The 20217-nt window shown below is 69.3% G+C and carries 16 protein-coding genes and 4 tRNA genes; 8 read left to right on the forward strand and 12 right to left on the reverse strand.

The genetic code is table 11. From position 1 onward, the window contains the following. Positions 1–58: 58 nt before the first annotated feature. The 7 genes from OG735_RS20240 to OG735_RS20270 all read right to left on the reverse strand — a co-directional run bounded on the left by OG735_RS20240 (position 59) and on the right by OG735_RS20270 (position 8224). Positions 59–3145, reverse strand: coding sequence for an FG-GAP-like repeat-containing protein (locus OG735_RS20240; protein WP_327324594.1), 3087 nt, complete (start codon positions 3143–3145; stop codon positions 59–61). A gap of 225 nt (positions 3146–3370) precedes the next feature. Beyond that, on the reverse strand, positions 3371–3685 hold the full coding sequence (locus OG735_RS20245; protein ID WP_327324595.1) for an FG-GAP repeat domain-containing protein: 315 nt from the start codon (positions 3683–3685) through the stop codon (positions 3371–3373). Positions 3686–3890: 205 nt separating this feature from the next. Continuing rightward, complete coding sequence (locus tag OG735_RS20250; RefSeq protein ID WP_327324596.1) at positions 3891–6116, reverse strand: DEAD/DEAH box helicase; 2226 nt, start codon at positions 6114–6116, stop codon at positions 3891–3893. A 205-nt stretch (positions 6117–6321) separates the two neighbouring features. Further along, positions 6322–6921, reverse strand: a complete 600-nt coding sequence (locus OG735_RS20255) for a hypothetical protein (RefSeq protein WP_327324597.1) — start codon at positions 6919–6921, stop codon at positions 6322–6324. A gap of 54 nt (positions 6922–6975) precedes the next feature. Continuing rightward, a complete protein-coding gene (locus OG735_RS20260) occupies positions 6976–7338 on the reverse strand; it encodes a fluoride efflux transporter FluC (protein ID WP_327328392.1) in 363 nt (120 codons plus the stop codon). Beyond that, the gene (locus OG735_RS20265) at positions 7335–7877 is read right to left on the reverse strand and encodes a fluoride efflux transporter FluC (RefSeq protein ID WP_327324598.1); all 543 of its coding nucleotides are present in this window, start codon (positions 7875–7877) and stop codon (positions 7335–7337) included. The genes OG735_RS20260 and OG735_RS20265 overlap by 4 nt, the downstream gene beginning before the upstream one ends. Beyond that, positions 7874–8224 (reverse strand): metallopeptidase family protein, encoded by a 351-nt coding sequence (locus tag OG735_RS20270; protein ID WP_327324599.1) that lies wholly within the window; start codon positions 8222–8224, stop codon positions 7874–7876. The genes OG735_RS20265 and OG735_RS20270 overlap by 4 nt, the downstream gene beginning before the upstream one ends. A 74-nt stretch (positions 8225–8298) precedes the next feature. On the opposite strand from OG735_RS20270, the gene OG735_RS20275 reads away from it, so the two are divergent. From OG735_RS20275 to OG735_RS20290, 4 genes are all read left to right on the forward strand, one after another. After that, positions 8299–9936 (forward strand): metallophosphoesterase family protein, encoded by a 1638-nt coding sequence (locus OG735_RS20275; RefSeq protein WP_327324600.1) that lies wholly within the window; start codon positions 8299–8301, stop codon positions 9934–9936. 64 nt (positions 9937–10000) lie between these two features. Beyond that, a tRNA-Glu gene (locus OG735_RS20280) sits at positions 10001–10073 on the forward strand. Between the two features lie 39 nt (positions 10074–10112). After that, a tRNA-Asp gene (locus tag OG735_RS20285) sits at positions 10113–10187 on the forward strand. A 22-nt stretch (positions 10188–10209) separates the two neighbouring features. Further along, positions 10210–10283 (forward strand) — tRNA-Phe (locus OG735_RS20290). 113 nt (positions 10284–10396) lie between these two features. Here OG735_RS20290 and OG735_RS20295 read toward each other — a convergent pair. The 3 genes from OG735_RS20295 to OG735_RS20305 form a co-directional block, all read right to left on the reverse strand. Beyond that, positions 10397–11221, reverse strand: a complete 825-nt coding sequence (locus OG735_RS20295) for a cytochrome c biogenesis CcdA family protein (protein ID WP_327324601.1) — start codon at positions 11219–11221, stop codon at positions 10397–10399. Then, the gene (locus OG735_RS20300; RefSeq protein WP_327324602.1) at positions 11218–11949 is read right to left on the reverse strand and encodes a DsbA family protein; all 732 of its coding nucleotides are present in this window, start codon (positions 11947–11949) and stop codon (positions 11218–11220) included. Before OG735_RS20300 ends, OG735_RS20295 begins: the two co-directional genes overlap by 4 nt. 77 nt (positions 11950–12026) lie before the next feature. Further along, positions 12027–12407, reverse strand: a complete 381-nt coding sequence (locus OG735_RS20305; RefSeq protein WP_327324603.1) for a hypothetical protein — start codon at positions 12405–12407, stop codon at positions 12027–12029. A 134-nt stretch (positions 12408–12541) separates the two neighbouring features. Between OG735_RS20305 and hrpA the strand changes: the two genes are divergently transcribed. From hrpA to OG735_RS20320, 3 genes are all read left to right on the forward strand, one after another. Beyond that, positions 12542–16498 carry an ATP-dependent RNA helicase HrpA gene (gene hrpA, locus OG735_RS20310; RefSeq protein ID WP_327324604.1) on the forward strand — a complete coding sequence of 1319 codons (3957 nt, stop codon included), beginning with the start codon at positions 12542–12544 and terminating at the stop codon, positions 16496–16498. A gap of 94 nt (positions 16499–16592) precedes the next feature. Beyond that, positions 16593–16667: transfer RNA gene (locus OG735_RS20315), tRNA-Asp, on the forward strand. A gap of 145 nt (positions 16668–16812) precedes the next feature. Then, entirely contained in the window at positions 16813–17019 is a 207-nt protein-coding gene (locus tag OG735_RS20320; protein ID WP_327324605.1) for a DUF6274 family protein, read from the forward strand. Positions 17020–17406: 387 nt separating this feature from the next. Here OG735_RS20320 and bldC read toward each other — a convergent pair whose 3' ends face one another. Both bldC and OG735_RS20330 read right to left on the reverse strand, forming a co-directional pair. Further along, on the reverse strand, positions 17407–17613 hold the full coding sequence (gene bldC, locus OG735_RS20325; RefSeq protein ID WP_003949541.1) for a developmental transcriptional regulator BldC: 207 nt from the start codon (positions 17611–17613) through the stop codon (positions 17407–17409). Between the two features lie 475 nt (positions 17614–18088). Next, entirely contained in the window at positions 18089–18928 is an 840-nt protein-coding gene (locus OG735_RS20330) for a hypothetical protein (RefSeq protein ID WP_327324606.1), read from the reverse strand. A 155-nt stretch (positions 18929–19083) separates the two neighbouring features. Here OG735_RS20330 and OG735_RS20335 point away from each other — a divergent pair, with 155 nt between their 5' ends. Next, the gene (locus OG735_RS20335) at positions 19084–20169 is read left to right on the forward strand and encodes a Leu/Phe/Val dehydrogenase (RefSeq protein ID WP_327324607.1); all 1086 of its coding nucleotides are present in this window, start codon (positions 19084–19086) and stop codon (positions 20167–20169) included. The last annotated feature ends 48 nt before the right edge of the window (positions 20170–20217 follow it).

Raw genomic sequence — 20217 nt, forward strand, 5'->3', positions numbered from 1 at the left:
GGTACGACAGCCCGGACCATCGCTTGGTTGTACACGGTTGACCGTGTCAGCTCGGCTCTCAGAAGAGGCCCTTGTAGCCCTGCCACCCCGTCCCGATCTTCACTGTCGATCCGAACGAACCCTTGCCGTTTCCGTTGTTGCGCAGCAGGTGGCCGGCCGCGTTGCGGGAGATGAGATCCGGCTTCCCGTCCTTGGTGATGTCACCGACGCCGACGAACGCATTCTGGCCGAGGCCCCAGTTGTTGCCGAACACCAGCACCCGCGGCTTCAGCGCACCCGTCGCCGTACCGTCGTACCGCCACAGCGAGTTCGCCTTGTCGACCGCCAGCAGGTCGCCGATCCCGTCGCCGTTCAGATCCCCGGCACCGAACACCGCCCGGTACGCCGTCCACTTGGCGCCGATCCTGCCACGGGCCTTCAGACCGCCCGAGCCGTTGTCCGCGTACAGATACAGATCGCCGGTGGATGCCTGACGCGCCACCAGGTCCGGGCGTCCGTCGCCCGTCAGATCACCTGGTGAGGTCAGCACATTGAACTGGTTCCAGCCGCCGCCCAGTCCCTGCGCGGAGTCGTCGAGCGGGCCACCCGATGAGGTGCAGCGCCCATTGATGCGCGAGAGATGGCCGTCGGTCTCCCGCACGATCAGATCGTTGCAGCGGTCACCGTTCATGTCACCGAGGGGGACCGCCTGTGTGACGTTGTACCAATACATGAAGCCACCGCTCCGGAAGCCTCCGGCACCGTTGCCGAAGTGGAAGCGCATGGCGTCGTCGCGGTCGAGAGCGACCAGGTCACCGACGCCGTCCCGGGGGTGCGAGAAGTCCCGCCGGGCCGGCGCACCATGGGTCTGCGTGAACAGCCCGGTCAAGGTCAGCGGGGCACCGTGCCCGTCGGCGGGCTGCGCGGTCAGCGTCCAGGTGTATGCGCCGTCCGGCATCAGACTTCCGCTGTCCGACCGGCCGTCCCAGGAACGCTCGAGGTGTCCGCGGACCTCCTCGTTGCCGTGCATGGTGCGGATCACGGCACCGGTGGTCTTGTCCTTGACCACCAGTGTCACGGAGTTGGCCGGCTTGGACAGAACACCCGAGAACTGCCACTCGCCTCCGTTGCTGCCGTCCCCAGTGACGGTCTTCGACACCTCCGAGACGGAGAGCGGCTGAGTCGCCACCCCCGTGGGCACGACATGCATCCGCTCCGCCGCGTCCGCATAGGCGATGTGCCCGCCGAACTTGTCCACCGTCCAGCGGATCCCGCGCTGCGAGGCTGCGGTCGCAGGGAGGTCGGCGACCTCGCGGTCCACGGCCGTACCGCCCGAGAAGTCGGTCAGTTCCAGCTTGCCTGCGGTCTTGTCGTGGCGGACCAGGTAACCGTCGCCCAGCAGCGCCTCGTCGGCTGCAACGGCGATGCTCTTCTTGGCCGTACGGTCGTAGATCCCAGCACCGCCGCTCGCCCCGCAGGACCAGTAGAGCCAGCGTCCGAGCGTCTGCAGCTCCTCGGGAACGCAGCCCGCACCCGTGTCGACCGTCTCCGTGGTCCTCTTGGCCGCCAGGTCGTACGCGGTCACCGTCCCGGCCGTGGTCCCCGGGCTCCACAGCTGCCCCGCCCACACGGCGGCAGCCGAGGCGGTCCGCGTCAGCACCGGCTGCTGCCCTGTGACGTCGATGACCAACTGCTGGTGGACAGCCGGGTTGGTGTAGATCACATACCGGCCGGCGGCGTCGGTGACGCTGCCGCCGTGGGTCCCGGTGCGGTGGAGCGAGGTCGTGTAGCTGGAGTCGATCAGCTGGATCTCGTCACCGCCGGCCGACCCCGGGTAACGCACTACGTACGCGAAGCGCCCGGCGCCCAGGGTCTTCAGGGCCGCACACCCCGGATCGTCTCCTGCGCAGCTCGCGAACGTACCGTTCAGAGTCCGCCGGATCACCTGCGTGGGCGTTCCGTGTACCTCCAGCATCCGGAACTGTGCACGGAAAAGTCCGGTGCTCGCGTCGGTGGAGAGCAGATATCCGTCACCGGCGGCGATTCCACGCACCGGCGCGGGCACGGGCGGCAGGTCCAGCACCGTGGTCACAACCGGCACGCCGTCAGGGCCCACGCCGATCCGACGCAACGCCCAGTCGTCGGCGTCCTCGCCGCCGACCACGAGCACAGTGCCGTCAGGAGCCTGCGAGAGCCGGAAGGTGTTCTTGCCGAGCAGCGTCCGTGGCGTACCCCCTGCGATGGGGGTCGCGATGATCCGCCCCGTACTCGAGTTGATGTGGACGACCCAGTCCCCGACCAGTCCGATCTCATAGCCGGAGCGATCCTGCGGCGCCGGGGCGGTGAGTTCGACCGGGGTCGCCGTGATGTCGGACCTCGGTACGACCTTGATCGTGCCACTCAGGCTGTACCAGCCCAGATACTTCGGTGACAGCAGCACGCCGTTGATATCGGCCGATGCCGTGTAGGCGGTCACCCGTGCGGTGGCGGCGTCGACCGTCGCCAGGCGAAGAGTGTCACCAACCTTGACCCGCAGCACGACGGTCGTCGCGTCACCGCCGACGGCCCCGCCGTAGAGACCCCCGTCGGGCAGCCCGGTGACGAGCCGGTCCCGGGTGCGGCCGTCCTCGGCGGAATCCAGGAGGTGCGCCTCGGTGATCCGTGAGGTGGAGGTGCCGTCGACCACGACGGTCTCGCGCTTCACCGCGACCACCGTGTTGCCGTACACGCCGCTGTACGACAGTCCCTCCGGCACCGTCACGAACTGTGAGGTCCCGGCGGCCGGATCGCGCAGTTCGACATCGCTGTCGCTGATGTAGGCGAGGGTGTCCGCTCCGGTGCCGACCGTCCGGCCGAGGGCGCCGGTCCCCGTCCGCTGTGCGGAGAACGTACGACCGTCCGAATAGCGGGTCCACAGATTGCCGGCCACACCTTCCTGCGTGTGGAAAACACCCTGCGCGCCTGCCGCGTCGGCCTGCTGGTACGTCCCGGTGCCCAGGAGCCCGAGTGCCCGGGGAGTTGTACGGAACGTGGTCGGGATCTCCACGGCGGCAGCGGGCTCGCCCGGGTCCGCTTGAGCCTCGACGGGTCCGAGACCGATACCCAGCGCAAGTGATACGGCAGCGGCGGCTGCTGTGGTGGCGCGGACGACGGCACGACTGGCCACTCAGGCCCTCCCCATGGAAGCAGAAACAGGGCATGGGGCATCAATGTGGCCTGGTGCGAACGAAAAGTTGGTGACTGGCCCCCCAGTCAGGCCCCCATGCAAGCGGACGGATCGTAACAGCCGCCTCACAGGCAACGGAAGCATCTTTCGAACCCGTTCAAAGAGTGAGGACTCGCCCGGTGCCACAAACGCACCGGGCGAGTCCCTCTCAAGCGAATTGGGCTACTAGAAAAGGCCCTTGTAGCCCTGCCAACCGGTGCCGATCTTGACCGTCGAACCGAAGGACCCCGCCCCGTTGCCGCTGTTGCGCAGCAGATCTCCCGCAGCGTTCCGGGACACCAGGTCGGCCTTGCCGTCGCCCGTGATGTCGCCGACGCCGACGAACACGTTGCGGCCAGTGCCCCAGTTGTTGCCGAAGACCAGCACCCGCGGCTTCACCGTGCCCGCCGCCGTACCGTCGTACCGCCACAACTCGTTCGTGCCGTCCACGGCCAGCAGATCGCCGATGCCGTCGCCATTGAGATCCCCGGCACCGAACACCGCCCGGTCAGCTTCCAGTTGGTGCCGCCGAGCTTCCCGCGCGCCTTCAACTTGCCCGCGCCGTCGTCAGCTGACGAATCGCGAGGAGGCGCCCGACCCCCCAGTCGTCGCTCGTCACCCGCACAAGTGCGCGGATCATGGCAATGGGCCCGGACACCACCGCTCTCACGGTGCTGTCCGGGCCCATCAGGCGCGGAGCCGGGGATCAGCCGTTGCGCTTCCAGCGCGGCTTGTCGTCACGGCGCCCGAAGGAGCCGGTGTTCGTGCCGGTGCTGCCACCACGGTGGTCGTCACGACGGCCGTGCGGGCGGTCGCTGGTGCCACCGGAGCGGAAGCCGCCCGCGGGACGGTCGTCGCGGCGGTCGCGGTTGAACGGGCGGTCGCTGCCACGGTGGCCGCCGGTGGGGCGGTCGTCGCGGCGGAAGCCACCGCGCTCGTTGTCACGGTTGAAGCCACCGCGCTCGTTGTCACGACGGTCGTCCCGGCGGAAGCCACCAGACGGACGGTCGTCGCGGCGGAAGCCACTGGACGGACGGTCGTTGTCCCGACGGAAGCCGCCCGCGGGACGGTCGTCACGACGCTCGAACGAACGGCCACCACGGTCGTCACGACGGTCGTCGCGACGGAAGCCACCGGACGGACGGTCGTTGTCCCGGCGGAAGCCACCACGGTCGTCACGACGCTCGAACGAACGGCCACCACGGTCGTCACGACGGTCGTCGCGGCGGAAGCCACCGGACGGACGGTCGTTGTCCCGGCGGTCGTCGCGGCGGAAGCCACCACGGTCGCCGCCACGACGGTCGAAGTTGCCCCGGTCGTCACGACGCTCGACCTGCTCCGGCACAGCCGCCGCAGCAACCGCCGCCTCGACCTCGGCCTCGGCGGCCTCGGTCACCTCGGCGACCGCCGTCTCCGGGTCGTCGCCCCGCTCGCGCGCCGCGCGCGCCACCAGGCGGTCGGCCTCCTCGCGGAGTTCGGACGCACGGCGCTGGACGCGCTCCAGCTGCTTGGTCAGGTCGACGACCTCGCGCTCCGCCTGCTTGGCGGCGTTGTTCGCGGAGTCGGCCTGGACCTCGGTCAGCGAACGGGCGCCGGTGATCTCGGCGACCTCCGGGTCGAACGCGCCCGCTCCGGCCACGATGTGGCGCGAGGCGTCGACGCCCGCGTCCTCCATCAGACGGAAGATCTGGCGGCGCTGGTGCGGCAGCGACAGCGAGACGACCGTGCCGGACTTGCCGGCGCGGGCGGTACGGCCCGAGCGGTGCAGGTAGTCCTTGTGGTCGCCGGCCGGGTCCACGTTCAGGACCAGGTCGATGCCGTCGACGTGGATACCGCGGGCGGCGACGTCGGTCGCGACAAGCGCGTTGACGTAGCCCTTCTTGAAGTCCTCGAGGACGCGGGTACGCGCGCCCTGCGTCATGCCGCCGTGCAGCGCGTCCGCCTTCACGCCCGACTCGACGAGCTGCTCGGCGATACGGTCGGCACCCAGCTGGGTGCGTACGAAGATGATGGTGCGGCCCTTGCGGGCGGCGATCGCCGCGGTGACCGGCGCCTTGTCCTTCGGCTTCACGACGAGCACGTGGTGCGTCATGGTCGTGACGTTGCCCTGGGCGCTGTCGACCTCGTGGCTGACCGGGTTGACGAGGTAGCGGCGGACAAGCGTGCCGATCTCGTTCTCCATGGTGGCGGAGAAGAGCATCCGCTGGCCACCGGCCGGGATCTGGTCGAACAGCTCGGTGACCTCGGGCAGGAAGCCCAGGTCGGACATCTGGTCGGCCTCGTCGAGGACGGCGACCTGGACGTTCTCGAGCGAGCAGGCGCCACGGTTGATGATGTCGCGCAGTCGGCCCGGGGTGGCGACGAGGACGTCGACGCCGCGCTCGAGCGCGTAGATCTGGTTGCCCATCGACGTACCGCCGCAGACGACCTTCATCTTCAGGCCGAGTACGTCGCCGTACGGCTGCAGGGCGTCCGCGACCTGCATCGCGAGCTCACGGGTCGGGGTGAGGATGACCGCGCGGGGCTTCTTCTTCTCGGTGTGGCCGCCGGCCAGCGTGGCCAGGGTCGGCAGACCGAAGGAGAGGGTCTTGCCGGAGCCGGTACGGCCGCGGCCCAGGATGTCCTTGCCGGCCAGGGCGTCCGGGATGGTCGCGGCCTGGATCGGGAAGGGGGTGGTGACGCCGTTCTGCGCGAGCTTGCGGACGACACCCTCGGGCAGTCCAAGGTCGGCGAACGTGGTCTGCGGCTCCTCGGAAGCCTCGACCGTCTCCGAGACGACCTCGAGCTCGGCCTCGATGTCGACCTCGAGCTCGGCCTCGATGTCGGCCTCGAGCTCGGCCTGGATCTCGGTGTCGACGGCGGCGGCCACTACGGCCTGCGCGGTCTCGTCGTTCTCGGGCATGACGGCGTGATCAGTACTGAAAGTGGACATGCGAAATGCGAAACCTTCCGGAGTCTCGGCACGCGCCCAAACTCCGTGATTCGCAATTCGACCGCCTCAATGCGGTCAGCCACGGCTAGGGAGAGTACGCGCCACGCGGCGCTCTTCTGTGTCGGCGCCGGGCAATGGGATCAAACGATCTACCACCATACGCACCCTCACCCACGTATGGCAAACCCGACCCGAGTGACCCCCGTTACACAGGTCCGACCTGCGGCGATGCCGTCGGTTCCATGCACTGCCCGTCCGCCATGCTCCCCTGCCCGTCCGCCATCCTCATCGCCTCGGCGTGCACCTCCGGCGCGGACGAGGCCGACGGGGCGTCGGTCGGCTCGGACGGCTGCGGCGTGGGGCTCTCCGGCGGCAGTTCCGACGGGGTCGGCTGCGGCGGCGGCTGCTCGGAAGGGACCGGCCCGCCGCCGGTCGGCCCGGGATCCCGCGGCGGCTGGGGCCGCTGTCCGCTCCGCGGCGGCTGAGCCTTGGGCGGCGCGGAGGCGTTCGGACTCGCCGAGGCCTTCGCCCCCGCCCCGGCCTTCGCATCCGACCCGCCGCGCCCGCCGCGGGCCTGTCGACCACCGCCCGACACGCCATGCCCGCCGTCCGGTTCGCTCACCGTCCCACGCCGGCCGGTCGACGAATGGGGCGCCGGCTTCCCGCCTTCGTCGTCGCTCACGCTCATACAGCCCGCCGAGGCCGCGACGGCCAGTGAGGCGGCGGCCCAGACAGCCAACCGGCCGGGGAAGGACGAGGAGACGGACGACTGGCGCACGGGGAGCACCTCCGGGGCACGGGACATGCGTTTCCCTGCCCAACTCCCTGTACCCCACAAGGGACACGCCCCGCACGCCCCTTACGCCACCAGCCCGCGCGCCAACTCCACGCCCAGAAACACCGATCCGAGCCCGACCAGCAGTGACGCGGCCACATTTGCCACCGCCAGAAACATCCAGCCCCGCTCGGCCAGCCGCAGCGTCTCGTACGAAAACGTCGAGTACGTCGTCAGTGCGCCGCACAGCCCCGTCCCCAGCAGCGCGTACGCCCCCGAGGACACCACCGCCCCCGAGAGCGCCCCCAGCACCAGACTCCCGGCCGCGTTGACCACGAAAGTCCCCCACGGGAACACCGAGTCGTGCCGCGCCTGCACCGCACGGTCCGTCAGATACCGCATGGGCGCGCCGATCGCCGCGCCCATCGCCACCAGCAGCCAGTTCACCGCGTGACCGCCCGCCGGGTCACTGCCCACCGGGTGACCGAGGCTGCCAGCCACACCGCGCCGAGCGCCCCGGCCAGCGTCCCGGACGCGTACCCCAGTGCGGTGTCCGCCTCCTCGCGAGCCAGCAGGTCCGAGAAGTCCAGTGCGTACGTCGAGAAGGTCGTGAACCCGCCGAGCACCCCCACTCCGAGGAACGGCCGCACCAGCGGATGCGCGGTCCGCCCGCCCTCGCTGACCAGCACCATCAGCACTCCGATCAGCGCGCAGCCCAGCACATTGACCCAGAAGATCGCCCATGGGAACGACCCCTCGGCGGCGGGCCACAGCACGGTGGCCGCGTACCGCGCCAGGGTCCCTGCCACGCCGCCGGCCGAGATCGCGGCGAGCACCGTCCACTTGTGCCGGCCCGCGGTCTCCGCCCGCTGGGCCGGCACATGCAGATCGACATCCGGATCGATCGCCTCCGCGGCGTTCGGAACTTCCGGGAGATCCGGGGTCTCCGGGACCTCCGGGACCTCAGGAAGACCGGGCGGACTCATCCGTACCCCAGCGCGTGCAGCCGCTCGTCGTCGATCCCGAAGTGATGGGCGATCTCGTGCACCACGGTGATCTCGGTCTCCGCGACGACGTCCTCGCGGTCCTCGCACATCCGCAGCGTCGGCCCGCGGTAGATGGTGATCCGGTCCGGCAGCACGCCCGCGTACCACTCACCGCGATCGGTGAGCGGAGTCCCCTCGTAGAGCCCGAGCAGCTCCGGATCGTCGGCGGCCGGTTCGTCCTCGACGAACACCGCGACGTTGTCCATCAGCCGCGTCAGCTCCGGCGGGATCCTGTCCAGCGCCTCAGCGACCAGTTCCTCGAACTCCTCGCGCGTCATCTCCAGCACGTGGCCATTGTCACGTACGCCGTGCGACCGGTCGCCCCGGCATGGCTGCCCGTCGGGGTGGGCATACGGGACCAATGGCCCGCGAAGCCCCGGAACCGATCCGTTCGATCCGAGCCGCACTCGCCCGGTTCCGGCGGCACTACCGCTCGCGCCACACCGGCCCCACCAGCACCCTGGTCCTCACCCCGCACCCCTGGGTCCGCGCACTGGGCCTCACCGCCGTGGTCCTGCTCGGCGCCTGGCTGGGCCTGCTGATCGTCGGCAGCGTCCGTACGCCGGTGGGCCCGATGGACACCAGCATGACCCTGCGCCCGTCCCTGTCCGGCGGCACAAAGATCAACGTCTCGCCGCTCGGCGCCCTGGAGCTCGACTCCCATGTCGCACCCATCCGTCTCGACGTCGACGTCGAACAGCTCGACCCGGTCCGTTCCCAGGCCCTGGTCGAACACCCCGAACGGATCTCCGGACTCCAGGACGAGGTCGCCCGCGACGTGGCGGACGGCACCACCGAGCTGGCCGTACGCTCCTGCGTCGCGGTCGTCTCCGGCGCGACCGCACTGGGCCTCGCCGTCTACCGCCGCCCGCGCCGGGCACTCGCGGCGGGCGGCCTGGCGCTCGCGCTGCTGGCAGCCTCGGGCATCTCCGCGTACGCCACCTGGAACCCGAAGTCCGTCCTTGAGCCGAGGTTCTCCGGACTGCTGTCCAGCGCCCCATCGGTCGTCGGCAACGCCCGCTCCATCGTCACCGAATTCGACGTCTACCAGCGGGAGTTGGCGCGCCTGGTCACCAATGTCACCAAGCTGTACGACGCGACATCGACGCTCCCGACGTACCAGCCGGACCCTGGCACGATGCGGGTGCTGCACGTCTCCGACATCCATCTCAACCCGGCGGCGTGGCACATCATCGGCTCGCTCGTCGAGCAGTACGGAATCGACGTGATCATCGACTCCGGCGACACGATGGACCACGGCACCGCCGCCGAGAACGGGTTCCTCGACCCGATTCCCGACCTCGGCGCGCCGTACGTCTGGGTCCGCGGCAACCATGACTCCCGCATCACCCAGGCCTATCTCGCCCGACTCAAGAACGTGCACGTCCTTGACGACGGCAAGGCCGTCACCCTCGCCGGCCTGCGCATCGCGGGCAGCGGCGATCCTCAGTTCACCCCCGACCGCTCGATCGTCGCCCAGGGCGACCCGGCCGAACGCATGACGGGCATCCGCCTCGCCTCGGCCCTGCGCGACCAGCAGCGCGCAGGCACCCCGGTCGACATCGCGGTCACCCACAACCCGGTGGCCGCGCGGGAGACCGACGGCGAGGTCCCGCTGGCGCTGGCGGGCCATGTCCACCACCGCGACACGGAGGTACTCGCACACGGCACCCGCCTCAAGGTCGAGGGCTCGACGGGCGGCGGGGGCCTGCGCGCGGTGCAGAACGACAAACCGGAGAAGGTGCGGGCGTCGGTGCTCTATCTGGACCGTACGACCAAACGGCTGCAGGCATGGGACGAGATCACACTGGGGGGTCTGGGCCTGACGACCGCCGAGGTCAGCCGCCATCTCCCGGGGGAGAACCAGCCCGGGGCGACCCCGTCCCCGAGCAGTCCCTCCACCAGCCCCTCCGCCACTCCCTCCGCGCCCCCCTCCCGCTCCCCGACTGCGTTGTCCTGGGGGCGCCCCGCGGACCCCCGTAAACCGTTTTGGCGATAGCTCCCCGCATCCCATATGCTTCTCACGTCCCCGACGCGCCGAAAGGCGCCCAGGCGGGCCCTTAGCCCTCATCGTCTAGTGGCCCAGGACGCCGCCCTTTCAAGGCGGTAGCACGGGTTCGAATCCCGTTGGGGGCACGCAATACCGTGTGCGAGACTTGTGCTCGCACATTGCTTGGTCCTGTGGAGCAGTTTGGAGTGCTCGCCACCCTGTCAAGGTGGAGGCCGCGGGTTCAAATCCCGTCAGGACCGCTGCGGCTCGCAAGAGCTGCGTGGCTGGGTAGCTCAGTTGGTACGAGCGATCGCCTGAAAAGCGATAGGTCGCCGGTTCGACCCCGGCCCCAGCCACAACCCGAAAGCCCCGATCCTTCCCGGACCGGGGCTTTCGTCGTGTTCCGGCCCGGCGCGGTCCCGAAGGGCCCCACCCGTCGGCGGGGCCCTTCGGCTTCTGCGCCCCTTCCTTACGCCTCTTCCCGGCGGCGCCGGCCGCGGACGCCGAGGGTGATCGACACCACCGCCACCACCACGATCAGCAGTGCCCAGTCCGGGACCGCCCCGCCGAGGCCGCTCGCCCATTCCTCCGCCGCGAACGAGTCGTCGACCGACAGCAGCCCGGGCAGCGCCGTCGTGCCGTCGAAGGCGAGGAAGACCACCCCGAGCACGATGAAGAACAGGCCCGACAGCAGCGAGGTCGTATGCAGTTCGAAGCGGCCCACGCGCATCGAACGGCCGCGCAGCCAGGGGCGTTTGCCCAGGTCGAACCGTTCCCACAGGAGCGCGAGCAGGAAGAGCGGGACAGCCATGCCCAGTGCGTAGACCGCGAGGAGGAGCCCGCCGTAGACGGGGCTGCCGCTCAGTGCCGCCACCGTCAGGACGCTGCCGAGGATCGGGCCCGCGCAGAAGCCCGCAAGGCCGTAGACCAGGCCCAGGGCGTAGACGGAGACCGCGGTCGTCGGACGGATGCGGCCGGAGATCTCGGCCATACGGCGCGAGGCGAAGCCCATCCCGAGGATCTGGGCCACCCCGAGCGCGATGATCAGCCAGCCGCCGACGGAGACGAGCAGATCGCGGTGGCCGTAGAAGAGCCGCCCGGCGAGGGACCCGGCGGCGCCCAGCGGGGCAAGGGTCGTCGCCAGTCCCGCGCAGAAGATTCCGGTACGGGCCAGCAGCTTGCCGCCCGAGTCGAGGGAGTACGCGAAGAACGCCGGGAGCAGCAGCGCGCTGCACGGGCTGATCAGCGCGAGGAGGCCGCCGAGGAAGGCGGCCAGATAGCCGATGTCCGTCACTTGGCGGCCTGCTTCGCCGCCTCGATGGCCTCGGTGAAGGTCGCCGTCGACTGGGCCCCGGCGATGGGACGGCCGTTGATCAGGAACGAGGGGGTGGAGGTGGCGCCGAGTCCGTACGCCTCCTCCTGGTCCTTCTTCACCGCCTGCCGCGCACCTTCCCCGTCCAGGTCGCGTACGAAGCGGTCGAGGTCCTTGACCCCGGCGTCCCGCGCGAGCGCGACCAGCCGGTCCTTGGCGAAGCCCTTCTCCTTCGAGCCCTCGGCGTACGCGGCGGCGTGGAACTGCCAGAAGCGGCCCTGCTGCCCGGCCGCCCAGGCCGCACGTGCCGCCGCCTCCGAGTCCTCGCCGAAGATCGGGAAGTTGCGCCACTCGATGCGCAGGACGCCCTTGTCCACGTACTTCTTCACCAGCGCGGGCTCGGTGTCACGGGCGAACTTCCCGCAGTAGCCGCACTTGAAGTCGGCGTACTCGACCATGACGACGGGCGCGTGCGCGCGGCCCCGGGCGAGCGGGTCCCCGGCGTCGCGGCGGGCGAGTTTCGCCGCCTCGGAGTAGCCGCCGGCGCCCGGTTCGGCGGAGACCTCGGCGGCTGCGGCGGAGCCCGAAGGCGACTCGGGTCTGGTGGCGGTGTACGAGGCGATGCCGAGCAGCACCGCGGCGACGAAGACACCGGCACCGATGGCGATCGGCTTACGGGAAGAGCGGGAGGAACGGGAAGTGGAAGACATGGCGGTTCGGTACTCCTGAGCGAAAGGCGAAAACGGCACGAGCGCGGCCACGCCGAAGCGCGGCCCGTCGGGCGGGCCTAAACGCGCAGGATCGAGAGGTCGACCGGTGAGGGCGAAGGCAGCGCCGGCGGCCCGCGTTCCGGGCTGATCTCCAGGGCCGTACCGTCCTGGCACCAGGAGCCGGAGCCGTCGTGGGCGTGCTGCAGTGCGGGCAGCAGCTCGTACGAGGAAGAACCGCGCGGCGGGGTCGAGGGCCGCGCGCCCCTGCCGTCGTCCGGCACTCCCTTGCCGCAGCCGGGCGCCTGGCCCTGGTCGGCGACGACGACGCCCACCGCCCGGCCCCCGGCCGGCTCGGCGCTCGCATGTGCCGTCGAACACAGCAGCAGCGCGAAAAACAGTCCCAGCAGCGCGGTCACGGTCGCCGGAAGACGGCGCCGGCACTCGCGGCTGAGCGGCATGGACGCGCTTCCCCCTGCTTCGGATCTGCTTCGGATCTTGCTACAGAACTGGACGGATCTGCTCCATACTGCACCAGCTCCTGAGCGAAATGCGTTCGCCAGTGCTTTCCCGGGGGTGCGATCCTGGGATCCGTATGTCTACTTCCTTCGCCGACCTTCAGACCCTCCTGGCCGGGGTGTCGCTGCGCGACGCCCAGCGGCTCGGCCGTCGTCTCGAAGGCGCCCGCCGCATCCGCAAGCCCGAGGCCCGGCAGGCCGTGCTGGACGAGATCGCCTCCGAGGCCGAGCGCTCCGCTGCCCGCGTCACGCGGCGCGCCGAAGGGGTGCCCGAGGTCACCTACCCCGAGCAGCTGCCGGTCAGCCAGAAGAAGGACGTGATCCTCGAGGCGATACGGGACCACCAGGTCGTGATCGTCGCGGGCGAGACCGGTTCGGGCAAGACGACCCAGATCCCGAAGATCTGTTTGGAGCTGGGCCGGGGCGTACGCGGCATGATCGGCCATACGCAGCCGCGCAGGCTCGCAGCCCGTACCGTGGCCGAACGCGTCGCGGAAGAGCTCCGTACCCCGCTCGGCGAGGCGGTCGGCTGGAAGGTCCGCTTCACCGACCAGGTCAACCAGGACACCACCTTCGTCAAGCTGATGACGGACGGCATCCTCCTCGCCGAGATCCAGACGGACCGCGAGCTGAGCGCGTACGACACGATCATCATCGACGAGGCCCATGAGCGGTCCCTCAACATCGACTTCCTGCTCGGCTATCTCGCCCAGCTGCTGCCGAAGCGCCCTGACCTCAAGGTGATCATCACCTCCGCGACAATCGATCCGGAGCGCTTCTCACGCCACTTCGGCAACGCTCCGATCGTCGAGGTCAGTGGCCGTACCTACCCCGTCGAGGTCCGCTACCGACCGCTCCTCGAGGACGAAAGCGAGGAGTCCGACCGCGATCAGATCACCGCGATCTGCGACGCCGTCGAGGAGCTCCAGTCCGAGGGCAAGGGCGACATCCTCGTCTTCCTCTCCGGCGAGCGCGAGATCCGCGACACCGCGGACGCGCTCAACAAGAAGCAGTATCCCCGCGCCGGAGGCGCTATTGGGCACAGCACAGAGGTACTCCCCCTCTACGCACGCCTCTCGCATGCCGAGCAGCACCGCGTCTTCCAGCCGCACACCGGCCGCCGCATCGTCCTCGCCACGAATGTCGCCGAGACCTCGCTGACCGTCCCCGGCATCAAGTACGTGATCGACCCGGGCACCGCCCGTATCTCCCGCTACAGCCATCGCACCAAGGTCCAGCGCCTGCCCATCGAGCGGATCAGCCAGGCCAGCGCCAACCAGCGCAAGGGCCGCTGCGGCCGTACGTCCGACGGCATCTGCATCCGTCTCTACGCCGAGGACGACTTCGTCTCCCGTCCCGAGTTCACGGACGCCGAGATCCTCCGGACGAACCTGGCCTCCGTCATCCTTCAGATGACCGCGGCCGGCCTCGGCGACATCGAGAAGTTCCCCTTCATCGACCCGCCGGACCACCGCAACATCCGCGACGGCGTCCAACTCCTGCAGGAACTGGGCGCGTTCGACCCGGTCCAGAAGGATCCGAAGAAGAAGCTGACGCCGCTCGGCCGCAAGCTGAGCCAGCTGCCCGTCGACCCGCGACTGGCCCGCATGGTCATCGAGGCCGACAAGAACGGCTGTGTACGCGAGGTCATGGTGATCGCGGCCGCGCTCTCCATCCAGGACCCGCGCGAGCGGCCCGCCGACAAGCAGACGCAGGCCGACCAGCAGCACGCCCGCTTCAAGGACGAGACCTCCGACTTCCTCGCCTTCCTCAATCTCTGGCGCTATATCCGCGAGCAGCAGAAGGAGCGCGGCTCCTCCAGCTTCCGCCGGATGTGCAAGCAGGAGTATCTGAACTTCCTGCGCATCCGCGAGTGGCAGGACATCTACGCGCAGCTGCGTACAGTCGCCAAGCAGATGGGCCTGCATCTCGAGGAGTCCTCGGCGGACGCAGTCGCTCCCGAGCAGTCCGTCCACACCTCCCTGCTGGCCGGTCTGCTCTCGCACATCGGCCTCAAGGACACCGACAAGAACGAGTATCTGGGCGCCCGCAGCGCCAAGTTCGCGGTCTTCCCCGGCTCGGCGCTCTTCAAGAAGCCTCCGCGCTTCATCATGTCGGCGGAGCTCGTCGAGACCTCGCGGCTGTGGGCCCGCGTCAACGCCAGGGTCGAGCCGGAGTGGATCGAGCCGCTCGCCCAGCATCTGATCAAGCGCACCTACAGCGAGCCGCACTGGGAGAAGGACGCTGCGGCGGTGATGGCGTACGAGAGGGTCACGCTGTACGGCGTGCCGATCGTCGCGCAGCGCAAGGTGAACTACGGGCGGATCGACCCGGAGACGTCCCGCGATCTGTTCATCCGCAACGCACTGGTCGAGGGCGATTGGCGTACGCACCACAAGTTCTTCGCCGACAACCGCAAACTCCTCACCGAGGTCGAGGAGTTGGAGCACCGCGCACGCCGCCGCGACATCCTGGTGGACGACGAGACGCTCTTCGACTTCTACGACCAGCGGGTGCCCGAACATGTCGTGTCGGGAGCGCACTTCGACTCCTGGTGGAAGCACAAGCGCCGGGACGAGCCCGAACTTCTCGATTTCGAGCGCGAGATGCTCATCAACGAGAAGGCCGGATCGGTCACCAAGGACGACTATCCGGACTCCTGGCGCCAGGGTGCGCTGAAGTTCCGGGTGACGTACCAGTTCGAGCCGGGCGCGGACGCGGACGGCGTGACCGTCCACATCCCTCTCCAGGTGCTCAACCAGGTCACCTCCGAGGGCTTCGACTGGCAGATCCCGGGCCTGCGCGAGGACGTGGTGATGGAGCTGATCCGCTCCCTCCCCAAGCCGATCCGTCGGCACTACGTCCCGGCGCCGAACTACGCGAAGGCGTTTCTGGAGCGGGCCGTGCCCCTGCAGGAGCCGCTGCCCACCACGCTCGCGCGTGAGCTGCAGCGCATGGTCGGCGTCCCGGTCACAGCCGACGACTTCGACCTGACCCGGATTCCCGATCACCTGAAGATCACGTTCCGGATCGTCGACGAGCGCCGCAAGAAGCTCGCCGAGAACAAGGATCTGGAGGCGCTGAAGCTCCAGCTGAAGCCGAAGGCACGCCAGGCCCTCTCCAAGGCCGCGGCGGCGACCGCGGGCCCCTCGGGCGAGTCCATCGAGCGTTCGGGCCTCACGGACTGGACGATCGGCACGCTGACCCGAGTCTTCGAGACCCGGCGCGCGGGCCAGCCGGTCAAGGCGTACCCGGCCCTGGTGGACGACGGCGCGAACGTCTCGGTACGCCTCTTCGACACCGAGGCCGAGCAGCAGCAGGCGATGTGGCGGGGCACGCGGCGGCTGATCCTGCTCAACATTCCGGTGAACCCTGCCAAGTTCGCCTCGGACAAGCTCAACAACCAGCAGAAGCTGGCGCTGTCCCGTAACCCTCACGGCTCGATCCAAGCGCTCTTCGACGACTGCGCCATGGCCGCGGCGGACAAGCTGATCGCCGACCACGGCGGTCCGGCCTGGGACGAGGAGTCGTTCCGCAAGCTGTACGACAAGGTGCGTGCCGACCTCGTCGACGCGACGGTACGGACCGTGGGCCAGGTGCAGCAGATCCTGGCCGCCTGGCAGGCCTGCGAGCGCCGTCTGAAGGCCACGAACAGCCTGACGCTCGTCAACAACGTCCAGGACGTACGAGAGCAGCTCGCGGCCCTCATGCCGGCGGGCTTCGTCACCAGGACGGGCCTGCGGCGGCTGCCGGACCTGATGCGCTACCTGGTCGCGGTGGACCGCCGGCTGCAGCAGATGCCGACGGGCGTGCAGCGCGACACGACGCGCATGGACAAGGTCCACGAGATGCAGGACGAGTACGCCTGGCTGCTGGAGCAGATGCCGCAGGGCCGCCCGGTCCCGCAGGAGGTCCTGGACATCCGCTGGATGATCGAGGAGCTGCGGGTGAGCTACTTCGCGCACGCGCTGGGCACGGCGTATCCGGTCTCCGACAAGCGCATCGTCAAGGCGATCGACGCGGCGGCGCCGTGACCGGCGGGGCTGCTTGCATCGAGTTCGACCGCACCCCCTGACCTGCTGTACAGTCTCTCTCGCAGCCAACGCACAGTTAGAGGCTGCGAAACCTGGTCCTGTGGAGCAGTTTGGAGTGCTCGCCACCCTGTCAAGGTGGAGGCCGCGGGTTCAAATCCCGTCAGGACCGCAGTAGATCGAAGGCCCGTATCCCTGGGGGATGCGGGCCTTCGTCGTGCCTTGCCCCCACGCTGCGTCGTACGGCGGTCTTGACGGCGTCATCTGCCACCGGTACCCAGTCATTAGAGGACGGCACACACCCGGAGGTGACGTGCATGGCGGCGTCCGCAGCGAGGCAGCACGAGACCAGAGCGCTTCTACGCGCCCACCTGAAGGCCGCGTCCGGCTATCGGCATCTCACGCGGCACTGCCCCATATGCCATCGCCTCCAGCGGCTCGCCATGGAACTGCCCATGTCCGCCCCCACGTCCGTCCCCGCGCTCACCCCTACAGCCGAGGACAAAGGTCCTGCGACTGAGTGACCTACGCCTCGTTACCGCCGGTTTTTTCGGTGACAGCCGCGTCTTTGGCAAGAGTTGTGCGGTGTGACGGGTGTCACCGGGTGGGTTTTCGAAAGCGGGGAACTTACCCCCTTCTTACAAGCAACCAATTTAATATGTGCAATTGCACCACCCTCCGGGCACTTCCCCGGCCGCCGGCCGCCCCCACCCGCAGCAGCCTCCACGGCTCACCCAGGCCCGCCTGCGGGTCACCCCGGCCTGCCTGCGGGCACAAAAAAGATCGCGCTGGACCCGGCGGAGTCCAGCGCGATCAATGACGAAGTCTGTTGGGGCAGACGGCCGCCATGTGGCGCTATCGGTGGGCTTGCCCGGGATGGGGGTCCCGGAAATGCCCGATCAATGGGGTGTTCAGGCCTCGCTACGCTGCTGCGGAATACCCGCAAGCAGTGCGCGGACCTCTGCCTCGCGGTACCGACGATGTCCACCGAGCGTGCGGATGGACGTGAGCTTGCCAGCCTTGGCCCAGCGGGTGACCGTCTTCGGGTCCACGCGGAACATCGTGGCAACCTCAGCCGGGGTCAGCAGCGGCTCGGCATCAGGGGTGCGAGCGGTCATGAGCGGCCTCCTCGGGAGAACCGAACCATCTCGGTTCTTTCCTCTAAATTCTGCACCTTGACCCGCGTTGCCCGAAATGGCGGACGCGGGTCGAGTCGGTTATAGGACGAACGGCTTGTCCTCGGCACTACAACTACACCATCCGTCCAGCCACGTCGGCCAAACCGATGGAATTGCCCTCTGAGGTGTTCATCAGCGGCGGAAGCCGATGGACCATGCCATAACGGACAGTCACGACACAGTGACGATCAGTCACAGGATGATCAGGAGTCATCAGACCCCCCATAGAGTGCAATGCCGAGTATTCCGCCCTTACTTGGACGGAAGGAGCCCTCACCGGGCTCCTTGTCCTATTTTGACACGAGGGTGGGTGATGGGCGCAAGGGGCCAGTAAGTGCCGTCCGTCACGCTTGATACAAAGGCCCGGAACGGGACCTACGTCCTGGACCGATGAGCTCAGCGGTCCCCAGAACGCTCAATTTGCGGACTGAAGGTCCCTGACGGCCCGCCAGCGCTCCACAAGACGCGCGTACGCCTCGCCCGCTCCTTCACCGTCTCCGGCCCGCAGTGCCGCGATCCCCTCGGCCACATCCGCCGCCGAGCGGTCCTCGGCGAGCTGCGGTCCGGGAAGAGCGTGCACCAGGCCGCCGTAGTCCAGCTCGACCAGGGAGCGCGGATGGAATTCCTCCAGCCACCGCCCCACATCTACCAGGCCTTCGGTCAGCTGTCCCTCGTCGATCGTCTCTCTCAGCGTCTTCAGCGCGCGGGCCACCCGCCGCCGGGCCTGCACCATCGGCGTCCGGTAGCGCAGTACCGGCGCGGCGGGCCCGGCGGGCTCGTACTCGCGCTCCTCGTCCGAGAAGAGCGCGAACCAGCGCACCGGGATCTGCCAGACCGACGTCCTGATCCACGGCCGCGCGTCCGGGTTGCGCTCGCGCCACTGCTCGTAGTCCGCGGCGGCCTGCCCGCGCACCACCGGCGGCAGCACCGCGTCGAGGAGAGGCGCCGGCAGCTGCTCCGCCAGCTCCTCCAGGGCCAGCCAGCCGCGCAGCCGGGTCCGCCACGGGCAGACGCACACCACCCCGTCCACCTCCGTCACAAAGGCGTCGGCGCTCTCGTGGACCGGCACCGGGACCGGCGGCGTGGGCAGCAAGTCGGCCAGCGAGCGCCGCAGTTCGTCCTGGGCGGTGGGGGTGGTTTCCCGGCGGGCGTAGCGGGCCCAGTGGCTCCGCTCGGGCTCGGGAAAGGCCGCCAGCGGCTCGTACACCCGCAGGTAGGCCGCGTAGGGAACGAGGACCGAGGACAGCGCTGGCATGCCGCGAATCCTTCCACGCCGGTACTCCGCCAGGGGGTGATCCTCAGCACTGCGTCGGATCTACGCACGCGTAGGACTTACCCTCGTCCCCAACTGGGCCTTCCCCACCCACAGGAGGGCCTTCCTCCGCCGCTTCGTACCTGGGAGTCACCACCGTGACCGATCTGACCGACGGCGTCCTGCACACCCTGTTCCAATCGGATCAGGGCGGCCACGAGCAAGTCGTGCTGTGCCAGGACCGCGCCTCCGGGCTGAAGGCCGTCATCGCCATCCACTCGACCGCTCTGGGCCCGGCCCTGGGCGGCACCCGTTTCTACCCGTACGCCACCGAGGCAGAGGCCGTCGCGGACGCGCTGAACCTCTCCCGCGGGATGTCGTACAAGAACGCCATGGCCGGGCTCGACCACGGCGGCGGCAAGGCTGTGATCATCGGTGACCCCGAGACGATCAAGACCGAGGAACTGCTGCTCGCCTACGGCCGGTTCGTGGACTCCCTCGGCGGCCGTTATGTGACCGCCTGCGACGTCGGCACGTACGTCGCCGACATGGACGTCGTGGCCCGGGAGACCCGGTGGGCCACCGGCCGCTCCCCCGAGAACGGCGGCGCGGGCGACTCGTCCGTGCTGACCGCGTACGGCGTCTTCCAGGGCATGCGGGCATCGGCCCAGCACCTGTGGGGCGACCCGACGCTGCGCGGCCGCAAGGTCGGCATCGCGGGCGTCGGCAAGGTCGGTCACCACCTGGTCGAGCATCTGCTGTCGGACGGCGCCGAGGTCGTGATCACGGATGTACGGGAGGAGTCCGTACGCCGGATCCTCGACAAGCACCCGGGCAAGGTCACCGCGGTCACCGACACCGACGCCCTGATCCGCACCGAGGGCCTGGACGTCTACGCACCGTGCGCGCTCGGCGGCGCGCTCAACGACGACTCCGTGCCCGCGCTCACCGCGCACGTGGTCTGCGGCGCCGCCAACAACCAGCTCGCGCACCCGGGCGTGGAGAAGGACCTCGCGGACCGCGGGATCCTCTACGCCCCCGACTACGTCGTGAACGCCGGCGGTGTGATCCAGGTCGCCGATGAGCTGCACGGCTTCGACTTCGACCGGTGCAAGGCGAAGGCGTCGAAGATCTTCGACACCACGCTGGCCATATTCGCACGCGCGAAGGAAGACGGTATTCCGCCGGCCGCGGCGGCCGACCGGATCGCCGAGCAGCGCATGGCGGAGGCCCGCGGACGCTGATCCTCGCGGGGCCGGCCCGCCGACCTGGGAGACAAGACTCACCCCGGT

The organism is Streptomyces sp. NBC_01210 (assembly GCF_036010325.1).
Taxonomy (GTDB): Bacteria; Actinomycetota; Actinomycetes; order Streptomycetales; family Streptomycetaceae; genus Streptomyces.

Excerpts from the sequence above, each read along its gene's own strand:
- OG735_RS20255 (WP_327324597.1), bottom strand. The coding sequence starts at position 6,921 with ATGTCCCGTGCCCCGGAGGTGCTCCCCGTGCGCCAGTCGTCCGTCTCC.
- OG735_RS20250 (WP_327324596.1), bottom strand. The coding sequence starts at position 6,116 with ATGTCCACTTTCAGTACTGATCACGCCGTCATGCCCGAGAACGACGAG.
- hrpA (WP_327324604.1), top strand. The coding sequence starts at position 12,542 with ATGTCTACTTCCTTCGCCGACCTTCAGACCCTCCTGGCCGGGGTGTCG.
- OG735_RS20300 (WP_327324602.1), bottom strand. The coding sequence starts at position 11,949 with ATGTCTTCCACTTCCCGTTCCTCCCGCTCTTCCCGTAAGCCGATCGCC.
- OG735_RS20305 (WP_327324603.1), bottom strand. The coding sequence starts at position 12,407 with ATGCCGCTCAGCCGCGAGTGCCGGCGCCGTCTTCCGGCGACCGTGACC.
- OG735_RS20265 (WP_327324598.1), bottom strand. The coding sequence starts at position 7,877 with ATGAGTCCGCCCGGTCTTCCTGAGGTCCCGGAGGTCCCGGAGACCCCG.
- bldC (WP_003949541.1), bottom strand. The coding sequence starts at position 17,613 with ATGACCGCTCGCACCCCTGATGCCGAGCCGCTGCTGACCCCGGCTGAG.
- OG735_RS20320 (WP_327324605.1), top strand. The coding sequence starts at position 16,813 with ATGGCGGCGTCCGCAGCGAGGCAGCACGAGACCAGAGCGCTTCTACGC.
- OG735_RS20330 (WP_327324606.1), bottom strand. The coding sequence starts at position 18,928 with ATGCCAGCGCTGTCCTCGGTCCTCGTTCCCTACGCGGCCTACCTGCGG.
- OG735_RS20275 (WP_327324600.1), top strand. The coding sequence starts at position 8,299 with ATGGCCCGCGAAGCCCCGGAACCGATCCGTTCGATCCGAGCCGCACTC.